This is a genomic window from Streptomyces sp. NPDC048514, assembly GCF_043199955.1.
Taxonomy (GTDB): Bacteria; Actinomycetota; Actinomycetes; order Streptomycetales; family Streptomycetaceae; genus Streptomyces.
In genome coordinates this window covers 219,146-237,209 of the sequence record NZ_JBICWT010000014.1, presented here as the reverse complement: position 1 = coordinate 237,209, position 18,064 = coordinate 219,146, and the positions used below count along the sequence as shown (strand labels likewise).

Here is an 18,064-nt window from a genome sequence, read left to right as displayed (position 1 = left end):
AGGAACGCCCCACAGGGGGCACGGACGGCCACCTGCCCCACTCGACGCCACGGCGGACGGGCCCGGGCGGGACGCCACGGCCCGCCCGGGCCGCCCGGCCCACCCGGCCCGCCGGTGGCGCCGGCCGCCGGTGGTGCCGGACGGGGCCGTCCGCCCGGGCCGCCGGTGGTGCCGGACGGGGCCGTCCGCCCAGGCCGCCGGTGGTGCCGGACGGGGCCGTCCGCCCGGGCCGCCGGTGGTGCCGGACGGGGCCGTCCGCCCGGGCCGCCGGTGGTGCCGGACGGCGCCGGTCTGCTCAGGGCGACGGTGGTGCCGGTCGGGTCACATGGTGCGCAGTCGTCCTGCCGCCTCCCGCAGGACCTCCTCCCGCTTGCAGAACGCGAACCGCACGAAGGGCGCCCCCGCCTCCCGGTCGTCGTAGAAGACGGCGTTGGGAACGGCGACCACGCCCGCGCGCTCGGGCAGGGCGCGGCAGAAGGCGAAGCCGTCCTTCTCGCCGAGGGGGCGGATGTCGGTGGTGATGAAGTACGTGCCGGCCGGCTCGTAGACCTCGAAGCCCGCCGCCGTCAGCCCCTCCGCGAGGATGTCCCGGCGCTTCAGCATGGAGCGCCGGAAGTCCTCGAAGTACGAGTCGGGCAGGGCGAGGGCCTCGGCCACCGCGTACTGGAAGGGCCCCGAGGAGACGTACGTCAGGAACTGCTTCACCGAGCGGACGGCGCCGACCAGCTCCGGCGAGGCCGTCACCCAGCCGACCTTCCAGCCGGTGAACGAGAACGTCTTGCCGGCCGAACCGATGGTGACCGTGCGCTCGCGCATGCCCGGGAAGGACGCCAGCGGCACGTGCTCTGCGTCGCCGAAGACCAGGTGCTCGTAGACCTCGTCCGTCACCACCAGCAGATCGCGTTCCACCGCCAGCTCGGCGATCGCGGCCAGTTCGGCGCGCGTGAGGACGGTGCCGGTCGGATTGTGCGGGGTGTTGATCAGCAGCAGCCGGGTGCGGTCGGTGACCGCGGCACGCAGTTCGTCGAGGTCCAGCCGGAAGCTCCCCTCGTGCGGCCGCAGCGTCACCGGCACCCGCCTGCCACCCGCCAGCGCGATGCTCGCCGCGTAGGAGTCGTAGTACGGCTCCAGCGCGACGACCTCGTCCCCAGGCTCGACCAGCGCCAGCAGCGCGGCCGCGATCGCCTCCGTCGCGCCCGCCGTGACCAGCACCTCGGTGTCGGGCTCGAACGCCAGCCCGTAGCGGCGCAGCTGGTGCTCGGCGATCGCGGTGCGCAGCTCGGGGACGCCGGGCCCCGGCGGGTACTGGTTGCCGCGTCCGTCGCGCAGCGCCCGCACGGCGGCCTCCCGGACCTCTTGCGGACCGTCGGTGTCGGGAAAGCCCTGGCCCAGGTTGATCGCGCCGGTGGCCACGGCGAGGGCGGACATCTCGGCGAAGATCGTCGTTCCGAACTCGGCGAGTCGGCGGTTCAGCAACGGGCGCTCGGTGGAGGTCATGCCGGTCATCCTGCGCCCAAGCTCTGGAGTTGCTCAACTCTGCTTTGCGGCGCGAGGCGGCCGGGCATCCCCCGGTCACCGCACGGAATGCGGTGACAGCGAGGCGCCCACGGGGGGCCGCTTCGGGGGAACGAAAGGAGGGGTGACGCCATGGAATTCGGCATCATCCTGGCGGTGGTCGCGGTGCTGTTCGTCGCGGCGATGGTGGGCCGGGGCAACCGGAACCGGCCCGCCAAGGTGTCGCTCGGCAAGAGCGGCCGTCGACGGTCGTCGCGTGCGTCGTCCTCGTCGTCCTCGTCGCACGACAACTCGGGCAGCTGGTGGGCCGCGGGTGGCGCCGTCGGCGAATCCGGCTCGTCCTCGGGGGGACACGGCGGTCACGGTGGGCACAGCGGGGGCCATCACTCCTGCGGGGGTCACTCCTGCGGTGGTGGCTCGTCCTGCGGCGGAGGTTCGTCGTGCGGCGGCGGGGGCGGCTGCGGGGGAGGCAGCTGACGGGGCCGCCGGGCCTCTGCAACCCCGCGCGAAGGCCCCGGTGACCATGGGACTTTCCGGAATCGGGGGGAACCGCGCCCGGCCGTGCACAGGCGCCCGCCGGAGAGGCCGTCCGGCGGGCGCCCGCCCGTCGGGCACCCGCGCCCGGCGTACGCCATGGTTGAACAGTTGAGCTGTGGAGCCCTCTGAGGGATGGAAACGCCACGAAGTTGGGTAAAAACGCTGTGGGGGCGCCTCTGTTCATGATTCCCTCTAAATCGCCAACGCAGCCCCTCGGACGTCCCGCAGACTCCCTTCCCCGGCCGAGCCGGCTGGGCTGACATGGCCGCTTCTCCCCCTCGTTGCGTGTTAGCGGAGCCGACCCATGCTCACGACCCTGAACACCCCCTACACCGATACACGGGCTGCCGACCTCGCCTGGGCGCTGGGGCGCGAGCCGCTGCCCGCCCTGGCCACCTTGGATCTCGAACTCATGGACGTAAAACTGCAGTTGAGGCTGCTCGGCGCGTCCCACCAGGTCCTCCTGGAGGAGGAGCGCGGCAACTGTTCGGAGACGGTCGCGTGCATTCCCGGCTCCAGCACCCCGCTTCCGCTGGGCGTCGCCAAGCGCGTCGACGACTGGGAGTACGAGTTCGCCGCCCGCGTCGAGGTGCTCACGCCCGGCTCTTTCGCCGGCCGCGCCCAGGAACTGCTGGCCCTGGTGTCGGATCATCCGCACGGCCTCGCCGGCGTCTTCCCCGGCAGCCCGCACGCCTTCACCGCGATGCTGGCCCAGCGGCACGAGGGCCAGGTGCACTGGCGGACCTGGCACGCCTACCCCCAGGACGGGCAGCTGGTGGCCACCCGGACCCGGGTCGGCGCGCGGGTGACGGTGGGGCAGCCGGGCTAGGACGGGTTCAGGCGGCATGAACGGGTTCAGGCGGCACGAACGGCGACATAAACCCGGGCTACGTCGACTGCCGATGTTTCCACACGTGTGGGTGACGAAGCGTACCGAGCGAGTGACGTAACGTCGCAGCGTGATCGAACAGCACGCCCCCGCGCCCCCGGGCGCCCCGCCCTCCCGGACCGGCCCGGCGCGGCTGCCCGTCCGGCCCGGGACCGGGCGGTTCCTGGTCCTCGTGTGCGTCTTCGTCTGCGCGGCCTGCGGACTGGTGTACGAACTCGAACTCGTCGCGTTCGCCTCGTACCTGATGGGCGACTCCGTCACCCAGGCCTCCGTCGTGCTGTCCGTGATGGTGTTCGCGATGGGCATCGGCTCCCTCGCCGCCAAACGGCTGCGCTGGCACGCGGCCGCCGGTTTCGGCGCGGTCGAGTCGGCCCTCGCGCTGGTCGGCGGCTGCAGCGCGATGGCGTTGTACGCCGTGTTCGCCTGGACCGGCGGCTGGGGCGGGGTGTGGGCCGAGGGCCCGCGCTGTCTCCTGGTCGCCTTCTCGCTCGCCATCGGTCTGCTCATCGGCGCCGAGGTCCCCCTGCTGATGGAGCTGATCCAGCGCATCCGCCGCCAGGACGCGGGCGGCGCGGTGGCCGACCTGTTCGCCGCGGACTACGTCGGCGCGCTGGTCGGCGGCCTCGCCTTCCCCTTCCTGCTGCTGCCCTTCCTGGGCCAGCTGACCGGGGCCCTGCTCACCGGGACGGTCAACGTCGTCGCGGGCGGCGCCCTCGTCCTCGGCCTCTTCCGCCGCGACCTCACCCGCCGCGCCCGCTGGACGCTGCTCCTCGTCGGCCTCACCGTGCTCGTCGTCCTCGCCTCCGCCGCGGCCCTCGCCGGCGACTTCGAACGGGCCGCCCGGCGTGCCGTCTACGGCAAGGACGTCCGGGTGGCCGTGCAGACCGGCGTCCAGGAGATCGTGCTGACCGGCGGCACCGGCGGCAGACCCCTCGACCTGTTCCTCGACGGCCGCCTCCGGGTCGGCGGCCGCGACGAGCAGCGCTATCACGAGGCCCTCGTCCACCCGGCCCTCACCGGCACCGACGCCCGCGTGCTCATCCTCGGGGGCGGCGACGGCCTGGCCGCCCGCGAAGTGCTGCGCCACAGCCGGGTGCGCCGCCTCGACGTCGTCGAACTCGACGCGGGCCTGCTCCGCCTGGCCCGGAACGACCCGGGCCTGTCCGCCGCCAACGGCCACGCCTACGCCGACCCCCGGGTGCACGTCACCACGGCGGACGCCCTCGGCTGGCTGCGCGGCGCGCCCGGCGCGGCGTACGACGTCGTGATCGCGGACCTCCCCGACCCCGGTATCACCGCCAGCACCAAGCTGTACTCCCAGGAGTTCTACGGCCTGGCCCGGCACGTGCTGACCCCGCACGGACGCCTGGTGGTCCACGCCGGCCCGGTCACCACCCGTCCCCGGGTCTTCTGGACGGTCGACGCGACCCTTCGCGCCGCCGGTTTCGCCACCGACCCCTACCGCGTCCTGGGCCACGACTCCGGCTTCGCGGCGGGCCCGGACCGCGCCACGGGATCGTCCCGGGAGCCGCACGACTGGGGCTTCCTGCTGGCGGCACCGGGCCGCACTCCACCACCCCTGCGACTGGGCCCGGTCCGCCCCCGCACCCTGTCCCGGGCCGGACTGGCGGCGGACGGGGAGGCGGCGCGACGGACCCGGGTCGGGGGGCTGCGGGCGTCGACGCTGGTGCATCCCCGGTACTGAGGGCACGCCTCGGGGGCCCGGCCCGCGTGCCCGTCTCGCTGGCCTGTCTCGCGGGCCCGGCTCCGCTCCGGCGGGTGCGGAGGGCAAACGGGGGGCCGGGAGCGCAGATCCCAGCACGACAGGGTGAGTTCCGCCCACAACTGGGTAGGCTCAGCGAACATGAGGCACCAGGTCTTCGTTCCGGTACCCGCCGAACGACTGAGGGCGGCACTGGCGGACCCCGCTCGCGTCGCCCGGGCCGTGCCCGGTCTTCAGCAGGACGCCGGTGCCGAACCCGTCGCCGGACGGCTGAAGGTCCGCGTCGGGGGTCACTCCGTCACCTACCGGGGAGCGGTGCGGGTGATGGCCCGCGGGGACGGTGCGTACGCCGTCGAGGGCGACGCCACCGAAGCCCGCGGCACCGGTTCGGTCAAGCTCGCGCTGACCCTGCGCCTCGCCGGCGCCGAGGGGGGTTCGACCGTCACCGTCGAGGGGACGGCGGACGCGGACGGCCGGATCACGGAACTGCCGACGGAGGCGGTCACCTCGGCGGCGACAAGGCTCCTGAACCGCTTCGTGGAAAGCCTGGCAGGCGTGAGCGAGCCGCCGGCGACGGCCACGAAGCCGCCACCGGCCACCGGGCCGGAGCCAGAGGCGTCACCGACCGCCGGGCCGGAGCCCACGCCGCCCGCCGAGCCGCGGGAGGCGGGGTCGCAGCCGGAACCGGTCGCCGGGACGGAAGCGGTCGCCGGTCCGGAACCGGAGCCGCCACCGGCCGAGTCGCGGGAAGCAGGGCCGGAGCCGGTCGCCGGTCCGGAATCGGAGCCGCCACCGGCCCCGGGGTCGCGGGACGCGGGGGCGGAGCCGGTCGATGAGTCGCGGGAGGCGGGGGCGGGGTCGGAGCCGCCGGCCGATCCCCGGACCTCCGTCTTCGACGCCGAGGTACCCCCGCCCGCCCTGGACCCGGAGGCCGACGACGAGGCCGGGTACGGCATGGATCCGGCCGACCGGCCGGGTGGAGGGTTCACCGACGGCGGCGAACCCCCGGCCGAGGCCGCGCACGCCCGCCGGACGATGATCGGCCGCAGTGCCGAGGAGGTCGACCACGCCCCGCCGCGCGGCCGCTACGCCCCCGTACCGGCCCCCCAGACCGTCGGCGGGAACCCCGCCCTGCGCTGGGCGGCCCCCGCCGCGGCCCTGGCCCTGGCCTCGGCGATCGTCGTCACCCGAGCCCTGCGCCGACGCCGCTGAGCGGTCCGGGCCGGGCCGTTCCCTGCTCGGTCACCCCACCCCCACCCCCCGCGCCCGGCCGGCGTCCTCTCTCCCCCCCCCCGCACATCCGCCCCGCACCCGCCCGGCGTCCTCTCCGTCGCCCCCGCCCGCCCCGCACACCGCGGATGGCCGACGTCCTCCTGATCACCCCAGTAGGGTCGTGGCGTGAGTAACGAAGACATCACGCTGACCGCGGGCGACGCGGAGGTGAGCGTGCGGCCGGGCAACGGCGGCCGCATCGGTGGGCTGCGGATCGGCGGCGTGGAACTGCTGCGGCAGGGCGAGCGCTTCGGCTGCTTCCCGATGGTTCCCTGGTGCGGCCGGATCCGGGAGGGCCGTTTCCTGGACGGCGCCACCGTCCGCCGGATGCCGCTCAACTCCCCGCCGCACGCCATCCACGGCACCGCACGCGACGGCGCCTGGCGCACCGCACGCGTCACGGAGAACGAGGCGGTGATCACGCACGAGCTGGCCGAACCCTGGCCGCACCGCGGCCGCGTCACCCAGATCGTCACCCTCGCCGAGGACGGTCTGACGCTGACGATGTCCGTGGAGGCGTACGACGACTCCTTCCCGGCGCAGATCGGCTGGCACCCCTGGTTCCACCGCAGCCTCGGCGGCGAGGACGTCCGGCTTGACTTCGAGCCCGCCTGGCAGGAGGAGCGCGGTCCCGACCACCTGCCCACCGGCAACCGGATCGACCGGAAGCCCGGCCCCTGGGACGACTGCTTCGGCATGCCGGGCGGCGTCGACGTCACCCTCACCTGGCCCGGGCGGCTGGAGCTGAAGGTGACCAGCCGCGAGGAGTGGGTGGTCGTCTACGACGAGCAGGCCGAGGCCGTGTGCGTGGAGCCCCAGACGGGTCCGCCCAACGGCCTGAACACCCTCCCGCGCCTGGTCACCCCGCTGGAACCGCTGGAGGCCTCGACCACCTGGAGCTGGCGCCGCCTCTAAGCTGGTCGGCATGACGGACGTACGTGCTGACCTCCTGCAGCAGATCAAGGACAAGGCCGTGGTGCACGGCAAGGTGACCCTCTCCTCCGGTCTGGAGGCCGACTACTACGTCGACCTGCGCCGCATCACCCTCGACGGCGAGGCCGCCCCGCTGGTCGGGCAGGTGCTCCTGGACCTGACCGCGGACCTGGAGTTCGACGCCGTGGGCGGCCTGACCATGGGCGCGGACCCGGTCGCGGCCGCCATGCTGCACGCGGCCGCCGCGCGCGGGAAGCGGCTGGACGCGTTCGTCGTCCGCAAGGCGGCGAAGGCGCACGGCCTGCAGCGCAGGGTGGAGGGGCCGGAGATCGCGGGCCGCCGGGTGCTCGTCGTCGAGGACACCTCCACCACCGGCGGCTCCCCGCTGACGGCGGTGGAGGCCGTGCGCGAGGCGGGCGCCGAGGTCGTCGCCGTCGCGACGATCGTGGACCGGGCGACCGGTGCCGCCGAGAAGATCGAGGCCGGCGCGGGTGTCCCCTACCGCTTCGCCTTCTCGAAGGATGAACTGGGTCTGGACTGACACGCCCCTTTGACCTGGACTTGGCGGGGGCATGGACCAGCGCCCCATGTCTGGAAAGATGGGGGCGACGATGACGTCACCCCCAAGGTCTAGGTCAGGGCCGTAACGCAGCACGCCCACCCGCAACTCAAGGAGCGGACAGATGCCCATCGCAACCCCCGAGGTCTACGGCGAGATGCTCGACCGGGCGAAGGCAGGCAAGTTCGCCTACCCGGCCATCAACGTCACCTCGAGCCAGACCCTGAACGCGGCCCTGCGCGGCTTCGCGGAGGCGGAGAGCGACGGCATCGTCCAGATCTCGACCGGCGGTGCCGAGTTCCTCGGCGGCCAGTACAGCAAGGACATGGTGACCGGCGCGGTCGCGCTCGCCGAGTTCGCGCACATCATCGCCGAGAAGTACCCGGTCAACATCGCGCTGCACACCGACCACTGCCCGAAGGACAAGCTCGACGGGTACGTGCGTCCGCTGATCGCGCTCTCCAGGAAGCGCGTCGAGGCCGGTCTCGGCCCGCTGTTCCAGTCGCACATGTGGGACGGCTCGGCCGAGACGCTCGCCGACAACCTGGAGATCGCGCAGGAGCTGCTGGAGCAGGCCCGCGCCGCGAAGATCATCCTCGAGGTCGAGATCACCCCGACCGGCGGCGAGGAGGACGGCGTCTCGCACGAGATCAACGACTCCCTCTACACCACGGTCGACGACGCGATCCGCACCGCCGAGGCCCTCGGCCTGGGCGAGAAGGGCCGCTACCTGCTGGCCGCCTCCTTCGGCAACGTGCACGGCGTGTACAAGCCGGGCAACGTCGTCCTGCGCCCCGAGCTGCTGAAGGAGCTCGCCGACGGCGTCTCCGCGAGGTTCGGCAAGGCCTCCCCGTTCGACTTCGTCTTCCACGGCGGCTCCGGCTCCACCGAGCAGGAGATCCGGACCGCGCTGGAGAACGGCGTCGTGAAGATGAACCTGGACACCGACACCCAGTACGCCTTCACCCGTCCGGTGGCGGACCACATGTTCAAGAACTACGACGGCGTCCTGAAGGTCGACGGCGAGGTCGGCAACAAGAAGGCCTACGACCCGCGCACCTGGGGCAAGCTGGCCGAGGCGTCCATGGCCGCTCGCGTCGTGGAGGCCACGCAGCACCTGCGCTCGGCGGGCAACAAGATCAAGTAAGCGGCGTTCCCGCGGTGGGCCCGGCGACTGTCTGCGTCGCCGGGCCCGTTGTATACCTGAAGACGTGCCCGATGTCCGGCTGGCGTCCCCCCGGGGCAAGTGGATCCTGCTGACCACGGTCCTCGGGTCCAGCATGGCCCTGCTGGACTCCACCGTCGTCAACGTGGCGCTCCCGACCATCGGGCGGGACCTGGACGCGAGCCTCGCCGCGCTGCAGTGGACGGTCAACGCGTACATGGTGACGCTGGCGGGCCTGATCCTGCTGGGCGGTTCGCTCGGCGACCGCTACGGCCGCCGGAAGATCTTCGTGCTCGGGGTGGTGTGGTTCGCCGCCGCCTCGCTGCTGTGCGGGGTGGCCCCGACCTCCGGGGTGCTCATCGCGGCCCGCGCCCTCCAGGGCATCGGCGGGGCGCTGCTGACCCCCGGCTCCCTCGCGCTCATCCAGGCCTCCTTCCACCCCGACGACCGCAGCCGCGCCGTCGGCCTGTGGTCCGGCTTCGGCGGGATCGGCGCCGCGGTCGGCCCGTTCCTGGGCGGCTGGCTGGTCACGGGCCCCGGCTGGCGCTGGGTGTTCCTGCTGAACATCCCGGTGGCCCTGGTGTGCGTCCCGGTAGCGCTCCGGCACGTGCCGGAATCGGCCGGCGAGAAGGCCCACGGCCGCTTCGACGTGCTCGGCGCGTCCCTGGGCGCGCTGTCCCTCGCCCTGCTGACGTACGCGCTCATCGAGGCCAGGGCCGGTTCCCTGGCGGTGGCCGTGAGCGCGACGGCGGGCCTGCTGGCCGCCCTGGCCTTCCTGTACGTCGAACGGCACCGGCCCGACCCGATGCTTCCGCCGGGCATCTTCGCCTCGCGCCAGTTCACGGCGGTCAACCTGGTCACGTTGTGCGTGTACGCCGCCTTCGGCGGCTTCTTCTTCCTCACCGCGCTCCAGCTGCAGGTGGTGGCCGGCTACTCGCCCCTGGGCGCCGGTACGGCGCTGCTCCCCACCACCGCCCTGATGCTGCTGTTCTCGTCCCGCTCGGGGGCGCTGGCCGACCGTACCGGCCCCCGGCTGCCGCTCACCGTGGGCCCGCTGATCTGCGCGGCGGCGATGCTGCTGATGCTGCGCATCGGCCCGCACGCCGACTACCTGAGGGAGGTCCTGCCCGCGGTGCTGGTGATGGGCGCCGGCATGGTCACCCTGGTCGCCCCGCTGACGGCCACGGTCCTCGCCTCCGTCGACACCGCCCGGGCGGGCCTGGCCAGCGGCATCAACAACGCGGCGGCCCGGGCGGCGGGCCTGGTGGCGGTGGCCGCGCTGCCGCTGCTGGCCGGGATGGGACCCGAGGCGTACCGGTCGCCCACGGCGTTCGACGCGGCGTTCGGGCGGGCCATGCCGATCTGTGCGGGGATGCTGCTGCTGGGCTCGGCACTGGCGGTCACGCTGGTCCGTCGCCCGCCCCGCGACTGCCGCCGCCCGGAGTGCAGGACGCACGGCAACGTGACGACGCCACCACTGGAGGCGGGGTCCCCCGGGCACTCGCGCCTCGGGGACCCCGGGCACTCGCGCCCTCCGACCCGAGGTGCGCCAGACTGAACCCATGACGATTCACGAGAACCTCCTCGGCGGCCCGCCCCCGACCCACCTCCCCGACGACCCGGGGCCCCGCGAGATGCTGGCGAACGGCACAGCCCCCGCGGACGTCGCCGCCAAGTACCCCACCTCCTCCCTCGCCTGGGCCCAGCTGGCCGACGAGGCGTTCGAGCGCGGCGCGGTCGTGGAGTCGTACGCCTATGCCCGTACCGGCTACCACCGCGGCCTGGACGCCCTGCGCCGCAGCGGCTGGAAGGGCCACGGCCCGGTGCCGTGGGAGCACGAGCCGAACCGCGGCTTCCTGCGCGCCCTGCACGGCCTCGCCCGCGCCGCCGGGACCATCGGCGAGCAGGAGGAGTACGAGCGCTGCACCCAGTTCCTGAAGGACTCCTCCCCGACGGCGGCCCAGACCCTGGGCTGAGACCCTGGGCGGAGGCCCTGGGCCGATCCGTGCAGGAGAGGCCTCGGCCGATCCGTGCCGGAGGTGACGGTGTGGCCCGTCTGGCAGCAGACGGGCCTTGCCGTATCCGGGGGGATTACGGAGGATTCCGCTTGGGGACCGGGGCCCCCGTGCCGGCATCGGCAGGGGCGGACCGCTACCCGGAGTAACATCAGGAGACAGCGATGTCCCACCAGGCTCACCCCCCTTCCGAGGCCACTGAGCCCGAGACCCCGCATCTCGACTTCGCCGGTACGACGCCGTACGAGGACTACGTCAAGGCGGACGTGCTCACCCACCTCCAGCACACCCTCTCCGACGATCCCGGAGAGATGGTCTTCCTGGTCACCACCCAGGTCATGGAGCTGTGGTTCACGGTCATCGTCCACGAGTGGGAGACGGCCGCCCATGCCCTGCGCTCGGACGACGTCCCGACGGCGATCGCCGCGCTGAAGCGGTCCGTGCGGGAGCTGGAGGCGCTGAACGCCTCCTGGCGGCCGCTCGGCCAGCTGACCCCCGCGCAGTTCAACTCCTATCGGAGCGCGCTGGGCGAGGGCTCCGGTTTCCAGTCGGCGATGTACCGGCGCCTGGAGTTCCTGCTCGGCGAGAAGTCCGCGTCCATGCTCGTACCGCACCGCGGCGCCCCGCGCGCCCACGCGGAGCTGGAGAAGGCGCTGCACGAGCCGAGCCTGTACGACGAGGTGCTGCGGCTGCTGGCGCGCCGCGGGCACGCCGTCCCCGAGTCCGTTCTGCGCCGTGACGTGGCCCAGCGCTACGAGCACTCCGAAGCCGTCGAAGCGGTCTGGGCCGGACTGTACGCCGGTGATCAGGACGCCGAACTCGTCCGCCTCGGCGAGGCGCTGAGCGACGTGGCGGAACTGGTGTGGCGCTGGCGCAACGACCATCTGGTCGCCACGCGCCGCGCGATGGGCGCCAAGACCGGCACGGGCGGTTCCGCCGGTGTGGCCTGGCTGGAGAAGCGGGCCCGCAAGAACGTGTTCCCGGAGCTGTGGACGGCGAGGTCCCATGTCTGAACCGGCACTGACATCAGAGTCCGAGCCGGCGGTGCTGGCCGGGAAGCTGGACGCGGCGGACGAACTGGCAGCGGTCCGCTCCCGCTTCGTCCTCGACCCCGTGCCCGAGCGCGCGGGGGACCCCGCGGGTGTCTACCTGGACGGGAACTCGCTCGGCGCGCTGCCCGCCGGCGTACCCGACCGCGTGGCGGACGTGGTCCGCCGGCAGTGGGGCGAGCTGCGGATCCGCTCCTGGGAGGAGAGCGGCTGGTGGACCGCGCCCGAGCGGATCGGCGACCGGATCGCGCCGCTGGTCGGCGCGGCACCGGGCCAGATCGTGGTGGGCGACTCCACGAGCGTCAACGTCTTCAAGGCGCTCGTGGCGGCGATCCGCATGGCCGGTGACGGCCGGGACGAACTCCTCGTCGACGCCAGCACGTTCCCCACGGACGGCTACATCGCCGAGTCGGCGGCCCGTCTGACAGGCCGCACGCTGCGCGCGGTGACCCCCGCGGAGGTGCCGGCCGCCCTCACCGACCGTACGGCGGCGGTCCTGCTCAACCACGTCGACTACCGCACCGGCCGCCTGCACGACCTGCCGGCGCTGACCACCGCGGTCCACGCCGCCGGCGCGCTCGCGGTCTGGGACCTGTGCCACAGCGCGGGCGCGCTGCCGGTGGGGCTCGACGAACACGGGGTCGACCTGGCCGTCGGGTGCACCTACAAGTACCTGAACGGTGGCCCGGGTTCCCCGGCGTACCTGTATGTCTGCCGGGAACTGCAGCCCCGCTTCGACTCGCCCCTGCCCGGCTGGAACTCCCACGCCGAGCCCTTCGGGATGAGTCCGTCCTACAGGCCGGCACCGGGCGCGCTGCGGGGCCGCGTCGGCACGCCGGACATCCTCTCCATGCTGGCCCTGGAGGCGGCGCTGGAGGTGTGGGACGGCGTCTCGATCGACGCGGTCCGCGCCAAGTCCCTCGCGCTGACCGACTTCTTCCTGGAGTGCGTCGCGGCCTACACCGAGCCGGGCCGGGTCGAAACGGTCACGCCGGCACGGCACGAGGAACGCGGCAGCCAGATCGCCCTGCGCTGTCCCGACGCGGGCGAGGTCATGAAGCGCCTGATCGACCGCGGCGTGGTGGGCGACTTCCGCCACCCGGACGTCCTCCGCTTCGGCTTCACCCCGCTGTACGTGAGCTTCACCGACGTGGAGCGCGCGGCTCGGGTGCTGGGGGAGGTGCTCGGCTAGGAGACGCCGACGGTCGTGCGGGCCGCTTCGGGGTGCGGGCTCCTCTTCGGGGGTGCGGAGGCCGCTCTCGGGGGGCCGGCGTTTTCCGGGTGCGCGCACGCGGGCTCTCCCCGGGTGCGCGCACGTGGCCTCTCCAGGGTGCGCGTGCGGCCTGCTCCCGGAGGCGTGCCGGCGATCCCCCCCCCGTCCGGCCCCGGTACCGGACGACCGTGCCCACCGGCCCGCACGGCCGTCGGCCCCGACCCGCCCCACGAAACCGTGTGTCCTCACCCTCCGTCACATCTCCGTATCCCCGCACGTCACCGGCCTGATACCGTCCCGGCCAACGGCCGACGACCGATCCCCGCCCGGTCCGCCACAGCATCTCGCCAAACCCGTTCCATCGCTGAGAGGTTGGAGCATGCCGGACGACGCCGCAGCAGCCCGCGCCGCCGCCGAAGAGGAGTCGGCCTTCTCGCATCCCCCGGTCGACCCCGACGCCACCGCCGCCTACGGCGATCACCCCGACCAGGTGATCGACTTCTACGCCCCGCACACCGGCACCCCCCTGGTCCCCCTCGTCGTCGTCCTGCACGGCGGAGCCTGGCGCGCCCGCTACGACCGCCGCCACATCAGCCCCTTCGCCGACCATCTGGCCCGCAGGGGCTTCGCCGTGGCCAGCGTCGAGTACCGGCGTGGCGGCGCCCCCCTGCTCCCCGCGCAGAACACCGGCAGCGGCACAGGCACCGGCACGGTCACCGGAACAGGCACCGGCACCGATGCAGGCGACGGCACAGGCATCGGCCCCGGTCCCGGTCCCGGCCCCGGTCCCGGAGCACCGGTTCCCCCGGCCGGCCGCTGGCCCGACACCCTCGACGACGTGGCCGCCGCCCTCGACGCCCTTCCCGGCCTGGTGCGCGAAGCCCTCCCGCAGGCCGACGCCCGCCGCACGGTCCTCACCGGCCACTCCGCGGGCGGCCACCTCGCCCTGTGGGGGGCGGCCCGTCACGTCCTGCCCGCCGACGCACCCTGGCGCATCGACCGCCCGGCCCCGTTGCGCGGCGTGGTCGCATTCGCCCCCCTCGCGGACCTCGCGTCGGCGGCGGAGCTGGGCGCGTGCGACGACGCGGCGCTTCAGTTCCTGGGCGGGAAGGAAAAGTTCGCCGAGCACCGGCCGTACGCGGACCCCGTGCTGCTCCTGCCGACGGGCATCGCGACGACGCTGGTCCAGGGCCGCGCCGACCTGGACGTACCGCGGGCGGTGGCCGAGTCGTACGCGGACGCGGCGGCGAGGGCGGGCGAGATGGTGGGCCTGACGCTGCTGGCGGACGTGGGCCACTTCCCGCTGATCGACCCGGCGGCGGACGCCTGCGCTGTGGTGGCGGAGGAGATCGCCCAGCTCGCGTGGTGAGGCGCTCGTCCCGCCCCGACGGGCCGCCCCGGTGACGGCGCGGGGGCGCCGGCGCGCGGGCGCGGTCACGGGTGGTCCGCGGGCGGCACGCCCTGGGACATCGACCGCGTGAGGGAGGTCGGTCGCCCCGGATCCCGCACCCGTAGTACCTGAGAGGGAGACCCGAGGACCGTTCTCCAAGGTGACGACCGCGGCCCCCGATCGGCATACCGTTTTCCCGTGACCCAGACGACGCACACCCAGACGACACCGGCGGGTGGCGCGGAGCGGCCGCGCAGCCCGGAGTTCCGGCTCGCCGCGGACGCTCTGCGGGGCCTGCGGCAGGACCTGTTCCACGACGCGTTCGCCTACCGCCCGCTGCCCCGGATCGAGGCCGGCGGACGGGTCGCCCGCCGCTCCGGCCGCTTGCGGGAGTACGCGGCCTGGACCCCGCACGCGGTCGTCACCGGCCTCGGCCTGCTGGCGATGCTGGTCGCGCTGGCGAGCGTCGGTGATCCCGGGTCGCCGTCGGCCCTGTGCGGACTGCTGGCACTGGGGCCGGTGCTGCTGACGCTGGTGCGCCCGGTGGGCGCCTTCTGGTTCTCGCTCGCCGCGACCACGCTCTCCTCCGCCATCGGCGGGGCGACCGGCTTCGACTGGCCGTGGGGACCCGGCAGCTTCGTCTCGCACCTGGCGGTGCTCATGATCGTGGCGATACGCACCCGCCCGCGCACGGCGGCCTGGATGTGGGTTCTCACCGCGGTCTACGGTTTCCTCGCCGAGACGGGCTTCGGCTGGGGGCACTACGACACCGACGTGGGCCCGATGCTGGTCGTCTCCGCGCTGCTCCTGCTGGTCGTCACGGTGCGGCACATCCGCCGCGAGGCCCAGCAGGAGGTGACCGCCCAGCAGACGGTGACCGCGGCGGAACGCTCCCGGCGCACGCTGCTGGAGGAGCGCACGACCATCGCCCGCGAACTGCACGACGTGGTCGCGCACCACATGTCGGTGGTCGCTATCCAGGCGGAGGCCGCACCCTACCGGGTGGACGATCCGCCACCGGAGCTGGCGAAGGCGTTCGCCACCATCAGGGAGAACGCGGTGGCGGCCCTGACCGAGCTGCGCCGGGTCCTCGGAGTGGTCCGTGCGGAGGACTACGAGGCCCCGGACGCCCCGCAGCCCACCCTCGCCGACCTGGAGGGGCTGCTCGCCAACGTCCGGGAGGCCGGCCTGACGGCGGAGAAGGTGGTGACCGGCGCGGTGCGCGAACTGCCGCAGGGCGTGGAGCTGTCGGCGTACCGGATCGTGCAGGAGGCGCTCAGCAACACGCTGCGGCACGCTCCGGGCGCACAGGCGAGGGTCGAGATCGGCTACGTGCTCGGCGGCCTGGGGCTGCGCGTCGTCAACGGGCCGCCGCCGGCCTCCGCCCTGATCAAGCCGTCGCCCGGCGCCGGGCACGGCATCACCGGAATGCGGGAACGCGTCACGATGCTGAACGGCGAGATGACGGCGGCCCCGACGGCGGACGGAGGGTACGAGGTGACCGTGTTCCTGCCGGTTCCGGCGGCCACCGCGATCGAGGACGAGGCATGACGATCCGCGTACTGATCGCGGACGATCAGATGATGGTGCGCGAGGGATTCTCGGTCCTGCTGAACGCGATGCCGGACATCGAGGTCGTCGGCGAGGCCGTCAACGGCCGGCAGGCGGTCGAGCGGGTGCGGGAACTCGCCCCCGACATCGTGCTGATGGACATCCGTATGCCGGAGCTGAACGGCATCGAGGCGACCCGGGAGATCGTCGCGGCGGACGCGACAGCGAAGGTGCTGGTGCTGACGACGTTCGATCTGGACGAGTACGTCTACCAGGCGCTGCGCGCGGGAGCCTCCGGTTTCCTGCTCAAGGACGCCTCGGCCCGCCAACTGGCCGACGGGGTACGGGTGGTGGCGTCCGGCGAGGCGCTCCTGGCACCCTCGGTGACCAAGCGGCTGATCGCGGAGTTCTCCCGCCTGTCCGAGACGACGCGCCTGATGCCGGCCGGGGCGCAGGCGGCGTACGGCGAACTGACGGATCGCGAGACGGAGGTGCTGATCCTCATCGCCCAGGGCCTGTCCAACGCGGAGATCGCCGAGCGGCTGGTCGTGGCGGAGTCGACGATCAAGACCCACGTCAGCCGCATCCTGGTCAAACTGGGCCTCAGGGACCGCACCCAGGCCGCGGTCTTCGCCTACGAGGCACGACTGGTCACGCCGGGCTGACGGACCTCACGGACGCCATCGCGATCAGCCGGCCCCGTGCCGACGAGGACGGCCACGACCACGGCGCCGTGGCCGGCGCGACACGATCGGGGGAGCGCGGCGGAACGGGAACCGGTGCCGCGGGCCGGCGTCGGGCGTCTCCGGCCCGGTGTCCGCCGACGAAGCGCTCGCCGCGGTACCGGACCGGGGTCTCTTCGGGATGTCCCGGTCGCGGACCGGAGCTGAGCGGAAGGACCGCACCCCTGGTCAGACGCCGGGTTCGGGCGCTAGCGTCCCCGCATGGCAGGCCAGAGCGATCTCGTGTTCGACCCCTGGGACCCCGCGTTCCTCGCCGACCCCTACCCGGCCTACGCCGAGCTGCGCGCCCGCGGCCGGGTGATCCGGTACGAGCCGACCGACCAGTGGCTGGTCCCGCACCACGCGGACGTCTCGGCACTGCTGCGGGACCGGCGGCTGGGCCGGACCTACCGGCACCGGTTCGGCCACGAGGACTTCGGGCGGACCGCGCCGCCGCCGGAGCACGAGCCGTTCCACACCCTCAACGACCACGGGATGCTCGATTTGGAGCCGCCGGACCACACCCGGATCCGGCGGCTGGTGTCGAAGGCGTTCACCCCGCGGACGGTGGAGCGGCTGAAGCCGTATGTGCACGGCCTGGCGGACGAGCTGGTGGGCAAGCTGGTCGAGGCCGGCGGCGGTGATCTGCTGACCGATGTGGCCGAGCCGCTGCCGGTGGCCGTGATCGCCGAGATGCTGGGCATCCCCGAGGCGGACCGGGGCCCGCTGCGCCCCTGGTCGGCGGCCATCTGCGGAATGTACGAGCTGAACCCGCCCGAGGAGACGGCGGCGCGGGCGGTGCGGGCGTCGGTGGAGTTCTCCGACTACCTGCGGGAGCTGATCGCGGCCCGCCGAAAGGAGCCGGGGGAGGACCTGATCTCCGGCCTGATCGCCGCCCACGACGAGGACGACCGGCTGACGGAACAGGAGATGATCTCCACGGCGGTGCTGCTGCTCAACGCCGGTCACGAGGCCACGGTCAACGCCACCGTGAACGGCTGGTGGGCCCTGTTCCGCAACCCCGGCCAGCTGGCGGCCCTGCGCGCCGACCACGGCCTGGTCCCGACCGCGGTCGAGGAGCTGATGCGCTACGACACCCCGCTCCAGCTCTTCGAACGCTGGGTCCTGGACGACATCGAGATCGACGGCACCACGATCCCCCGGGGCTCGGAGATCGCCATGCTGTTCGGCTCCGCCAACCGTGACCCGGAGGTCTTCGCCGACCCCGGCCGCCTGGACCTCGCCCGCGCCGACAACCCGCACATCTCCTTCAGCGCGGGCATCCACTACTGCATCGGCGCCCCGCTGGCCCGCATCGAACTGGCGGCCTCGATGTCGGCCCTCCTCCAGCGGGCCCCCACGCTGAGCCTGGCGACGGAGCCGGAGCGGAAGCCGAACTTCGTCATCCGCGGGCTGGAGGGGCTGAGCGTGCTGGTGGGGTGATCCGCGCCCCGCACGGGGGGCGCGGGGTATTGCGCGACCGGCCACGGCCCCGGGGCGGCCGGACGACGGCGTCCAGAGCGCCGGGGCG

General features: G+C 73.6%; 16 protein-coding genes. 15 read left to right on the top strand and 1 reads right to left on the bottom strand.

What is annotated here, in order from left to right:
* Window positions 1-321: 321 nt before the first annotated feature.
* The gene (locus ACGFT2_RS29685) at window positions 322-1,506 is read right to left on the bottom strand and encodes a pyridoxal phosphate-dependent aminotransferase (RefSeq protein WP_393283954.1); all 1,185 of its coding nucleotides are present in this window, start codon (window positions 1,504-1,506) and stop codon (window positions 322-324) included.
* A 141-nt stretch (window positions 1,507-1,647) separates the two neighbouring features.
* On the opposite strand from ACGFT2_RS29685, the gene ACGFT2_RS29680 reads away from it, so the two are divergent.
* The 15 genes from ACGFT2_RS29680 to ACGFT2_RS29610 all read left to right on the top strand — a co-directional run bounded on the left by ACGFT2_RS29680 (window position 1,648) and on the right by ACGFT2_RS29610 (window position 17,976).
* Complete coding sequence (locus tag ACGFT2_RS29680; protein WP_393283952.1) at window positions 1,648-1,992, top strand: hypothetical protein; 345 nt, start codon at window positions 1,648-1,650, stop codon at window positions 1,990-1,992.
* 364 nt (window positions 1,993-2,356) lie between these two features.
* Window positions 2,357-2,881 carry a DUF2617 family protein gene (locus ACGFT2_RS29675; protein ID WP_393283949.1) on the top strand — a complete coding sequence of 175 codons (525 nt, stop codon included), beginning with the start codon at window positions 2,357-2,359 and terminating at the stop codon, window positions 2,879-2,881.
* A gap of 130 nt (window positions 2,882-3,011) precedes the next feature.
* Window positions 3,012-4,646: a polyamine aminopropyltransferase gene (locus ACGFT2_RS29670; protein ID WP_393283944.1), complete on the top strand. Its 1,635-nt coding sequence runs from the start codon at window positions 3,012-3,014 to the stop codon at window positions 4,644-4,646.
* A gap of 159 nt (window positions 4,647-4,805) precedes the next feature.
* Window positions 4,806-5,876, top strand: coding sequence for an SRPBCC family protein (locus ACGFT2_RS29665; RefSeq protein WP_393283941.1), 1,071 nt, complete (start codon window positions 4,806-4,808; stop codon window positions 5,874-5,876).
* 186 nt (window positions 5,877-6,062) lie between these two features.
* Window positions 6,063-6,851 (top strand): aldose 1-epimerase, encoded by a 789-nt coding sequence (locus ACGFT2_RS29660; RefSeq protein WP_393283939.1) that lies wholly within the window; start codon window positions 6,063-6,065, stop codon window positions 6,849-6,851.
* A 10-nt stretch (window positions 6,852-6,861) separates the two neighbouring features.
* The gene (gene pyrE, locus ACGFT2_RS29655; protein ID WP_393283936.1) at window positions 6,862-7,410 is read left to right on the top strand and encodes an orotate phosphoribosyltransferase; all 549 of its coding nucleotides are present in this window, start codon (window positions 6,862-6,864) and stop codon (window positions 7,408-7,410) included.
* Window positions 7,411-7,552: 142 nt separating this feature from the next.
* The gene (gene fbaA, locus ACGFT2_RS29650; RefSeq protein ID WP_393283933.1) at window positions 7,553-8,575 is read left to right on the top strand and encodes a class II fructose-bisphosphate aldolase; all 1,023 of its coding nucleotides are present in this window, start codon (window positions 7,553-7,555) and stop codon (window positions 8,573-8,575) included.
* A gap of 64 nt (window positions 8,576-8,639) precedes the next feature.
* Window positions 8,640-10,151, top strand: a complete 1,512-nt coding sequence (locus tag ACGFT2_RS29645) for an MFS transporter (protein ID WP_393283931.1) — start codon at window positions 8,640-8,642, stop codon at window positions 10,149-10,151.
* Between the two features lie 4 nt (window positions 10,152-10,155).
* On the top strand, window positions 10,156-10,569 hold the full coding sequence (locus ACGFT2_RS29640) for a DUF3151 domain-containing protein (protein WP_393283928.1): 414 nt from the start codon (window positions 10,156-10,158) through the stop codon (window positions 10,567-10,569).
* A gap of 203 nt (window positions 10,570-10,772) precedes the next feature.
* On the top strand, window positions 10,773-11,621 hold the full coding sequence (locus tag ACGFT2_RS29635) for a tryptophan 2,3-dioxygenase family protein (protein ID WP_393283925.1): 849 nt from the start codon (window positions 10,773-10,775) through the stop codon (window positions 11,619-11,621).
* On the top strand, window positions 11,614-12,849 hold the full coding sequence (gene kynU, locus ACGFT2_RS29630) for a kynureninase (RefSeq protein WP_393283922.1): 1,236 nt from the start codon (window positions 11,614-11,616) through the stop codon (window positions 12,847-12,849). The genes ACGFT2_RS29635 and kynU overlap by 8 nt, the downstream gene beginning before the upstream one ends.
* 400 nt (window positions 12,850-13,249) lie before the next feature.
* On the top strand, window positions 13,250-14,239 hold the full coding sequence (locus ACGFT2_RS29625; RefSeq protein WP_393283920.1) for an alpha/beta hydrolase family protein: 990 nt from the start codon (window positions 13,250-13,252) through the stop codon (window positions 14,237-14,239).
* Window positions 14,240-14,458: 219 nt separating this feature from the next.
* Window positions 14,459-15,811 carry a sensor histidine kinase gene (locus ACGFT2_RS29620; protein ID WP_393283918.1) on the top strand — a complete coding sequence of 451 codons (1,353 nt, stop codon included), beginning with the start codon at window positions 14,459-14,461 and terminating at the stop codon, window positions 15,809-15,811.
* A complete protein-coding gene (locus ACGFT2_RS29615) occupies window positions 15,808-16,476 on the top strand; it encodes a response regulator (protein WP_393283917.1) in 669 nt (222 codons plus the stop codon). Before ACGFT2_RS29620 ends, ACGFT2_RS29615 begins: the two co-directional genes overlap by 4 nt.
* Before the next feature lie 279 nt (window positions 16,477-16,755).
* Entirely contained in the window at window positions 16,756-17,976 is a 1,221-nt protein-coding gene (locus tag ACGFT2_RS29610; protein ID WP_393283915.1) for a cytochrome P450, read from the top strand.
* Window positions 17,977-18,064: the final 88 nt, after the last annotated feature.

Bases quoted from the DNA above. Each gene is read 5' to 3' on its own strand.
- ACGFT2_RS29610 (WP_393283915.1), top strand. From the start codon at position 16,756: ATGGCAGGCCAGAGCGATCTCGTGTTCGACCCCTGGGACCCCGCGTTC.
- ACGFT2_RS29675 (WP_393283949.1), top strand. From the start codon at position 2,357: ATGCTCACGACCCTGAACACCCCCTACACCGATACACGGGCTGCCGAC.
- fbaA (WP_393283933.1), top strand. From the start codon at position 7,553: ATGCCCATCGCAACCCCCGAGGTCTACGGCGAGATGCTCGACCGGGCG.
- ACGFT2_RS29685 (WP_393283954.1), bottom strand. From the start codon at position 1,506: ATGACCGGCATGACCTCCACCGAGCGCCCGTTGCTGAACCGCCGACTC.
- ACGFT2_RS29680 (WP_393283952.1), top strand. From the start codon at position 1,648: ATGGAATTCGGCATCATCCTGGCGGTGGTCGCGGTGCTGTTCGTCGCG.
- ACGFT2_RS29625 (WP_393283920.1), top strand. From the start codon at position 13,250: ATGCCGGACGACGCCGCAGCAGCCCGCGCCGCCGCCGAAGAGGAGTCG.
- kynU (WP_393283922.1), top strand. From the start codon at position 11,614: ATGTCTGAACCGGCACTGACATCAGAGTCCGAGCCGGCGGTGCTGGCC.
- ACGFT2_RS29665 (WP_393283941.1), top strand. From the start codon at position 4,806: ATGAGGCACCAGGTCTTCGTTCCGGTACCCGCCGAACGACTGAGGGCG.
- ACGFT2_RS29640 (WP_393283928.1), top strand. From the start codon at position 10,156: ATGACGATTCACGAGAACCTCCTCGGCGGCCCGCCCCCGACCCACCTC.
- pyrE (WP_393283936.1), top strand. From the start codon at position 6,862: ATGACGGACGTACGTGCTGACCTCCTGCAGCAGATCAAGGACAAGGCC.
- ACGFT2_RS29635 (WP_393283925.1), top strand. From the start codon at position 10,773: ATGTCCCACCAGGCTCACCCCCCTTCCGAGGCCACTGAGCCCGAGACC.
- ACGFT2_RS29615 (WP_393283917.1), top strand. From the start codon at position 15,808: ATGACGATCCGCGTACTGATCGCGGACGATCAGATGATGGTGCGCGAG.